Origin of the sequence: Bacillus velezensis (assembly GCF_001461825.1) — a bacterium.
GTDB lineage: Bacteria > Bacillota > Bacilli > Bacillales > Bacillaceae > Bacillus > Bacillus velezensis.
This window is the reverse complement of record NZ_LLZC01000013.1, coordinates 1-2335: the sequence shown is the minus strand read 5'-3', so window position 1 is coordinate 2335 and position 2335 is coordinate 1. Positions and strand designations below refer to the sequence as shown.

The 2335-nt window shown below is 45.1% G+C and carries 1 protein-coding gene; it reads left to right on the top strand.

Annotated features, from left to right (window positions below; all coding sequences use genetic code 11):
• Positions 1 to 26: 26 nt before the first annotated feature.
• A partial coding sequence (locus AR442_RS08650; protein WP_239689779.1) for a non-ribosomal peptide synthetase occupies positions 27 to 2335 on the top strand: 2309 nt, incomplete at its 3' end.

The window sequence follows — 2335 nt, the reverse complement described above, 5'->3', positions numbered from 1 at the left end:
AAGAAGAGGCACCGGTTTTGGATTTGGTGACGGACTATCCACGTCCCAAAATCCAAAGCTACAAAGGAGCCCAAGTGTCTGTTCAGCTTAGCCAAGAGCAGAAAGCTGGCATTCAAAATATAAATAAACAACATGGAACGACAGATTACATGACCTTACTGGCTGTATTTATGATAGAACTGCATAAATACAGCAGGCAACAAGATATCGTGGTAGGAACACCCATCTCAGGCCGAGTGCATCAGGACACCGAGACAATAGCCGGCATGTTTGTCAATACGCTGGCAATGAGAGGGTATCCAAGGGCTGAAAAAACGTTCTTAGAATTTTTAAGCGAGATCAAAGAGCTGGCATTGAATGCGTATGAGAATCAAGAATACCCATTTGAAGAATTGGTAGAGGAAGTAGAAGTACGCCGTGATCTGTCACGCAATCCGCTGTTTGACGTGATGTTTACCATGCAGAATAACGAGGAAATCCATCTTGCGATGGGCGAAGCACAGGTAGAGATGCTGGGCATTCCTTTCATTGATGCCAAATTTGATTTGGATTTACAAGCTACAGCGTATGAAGAGGGGTACGCTTTAGATCTGGTATATTGCAGTGATTTATTTACCGAGACTTCGGCACAGGTCATCCTGGAGCATTTTAAGGTGTTGCTGGACAGGGTGATTGCTAACCCTGAAATGAAATTGTCTGAACTCCACATGGTCAGTGAGGTAGAGCAACAAAGAATACTAACGGTTTTCAATAATACCCATACGGAGTATGCACAGCATCATACGGCAGTGGAACGATTCGAGAAACATGCGGAACAGACACCTGAGAAGACGGTAATTGAATACGAAACGGGCGTACTTCGTTATGGAGAAGTCAACCGAAAGGCCAATGCCTTGGCATGGGAACTGATTTCGTTAGGTGTTAAGCCCAATGATCGAGTGGCCATCATGGCTTCCCTTGAAGCGGAAACGATCATTGGCATTTTAGGCGTGCTAAAGAGTGGAGCCGCCTATGTCCCGATTGATCCAGCAACACCGAAGGAACGAATAGAGCATATTCTGAACGATGCAGCACCCAAGGTCATCTTAACAAGAGAGAAGACTTTGGAAACGGAAGTCCCATTCATCTCTATGAATCTTGAAGATCTGGGCGAGAAGGAGACAAATCCAGCGTGTGCTGTTGAAAAGGGCGACATCGCCTATGTGATTTACACATCAGGAACGACAGGAAAGCCCAAAGGCGTGGCGGTTACACGAGGCAATTTGGATCATTACTTGTCGTATGCAGATCAGGAGTACCAGAAAGAAGCTTGTACGACGGTACTGATTACAAGCTTAAGTTTCGACCTCTCCGTAACGTCCTTGTTCTTACCGCTGATTAGTGGTGGATCTCTTCTATTAAAGGGAGGAGACACGGAGGAAAGGTTACGTGCAGCATTCAAAGATAACAGGGTAACCTTCCTTAAACTTACTCCGTCACATTTAAAAATGCTAGAAACCTATGCAGACGGCGTAGATGTACCGAATTTAGAAACGCTGATTGTCGGTGGAGAAGAGTTCACCACAGATACGGCACGGAAAACGCAGAAGCTATTAGGAGACAGCGTCAAGATTCATAATGAATATGGCCCTACGGAGACTACCGTAGGATGCTGTGACTATGTCTATTCCAGCGAAAAAGATAAGGGTTTAAGTGTAGGAATCGGACATCCCATTGCCAATATGCAGCTCTATATACTGAATGAGATGGAGTTATGTAGTGTAGGCGTTCCTGGTGAGCTATGCATCGCAGGAGACGGAGTAGCCAAAGGCTATCTAAACCAGCCTGAATTAACAGCGGAGAAGTTTATCGACAATCCATATGGCGAAGGGAAGTTATACCGCTCTGGAGATTTGGCGAGATGGCTGCCTAACGGAGAGATGGAATACCTGGGAAGAATAGATGAACAGGTTAAAATCCGAGGATATCGGATCGAGTTGTCCGAGATCGAGAGCGTTCTAAGGAATCAGCCGGGTATATCTGATGTAGCCGTTGTTGCATTGGAAGTAGGCGGTGACAAGAGTATATGTGCCTACCTGATCCCGACAAATCAAGAGCAGCAACTGGATATGTCTGAAATCAAAAATGATTTGAGAGACAAACTGCCTGAGTATATGTTACCTGGCTTTATGATGCAGATTGATGCCTTGCCACTGACTCCAAATGGGAAGCTGGATGCAAAAGCACTGCCAGAACTAAATGCATTAGCAGGACAGGAATATATGCCACCAAGAACTAAAACAGAGAAAGTCATTACGGACATATTTGAAGAAATCTTAGGAATATCTCCAGTCGG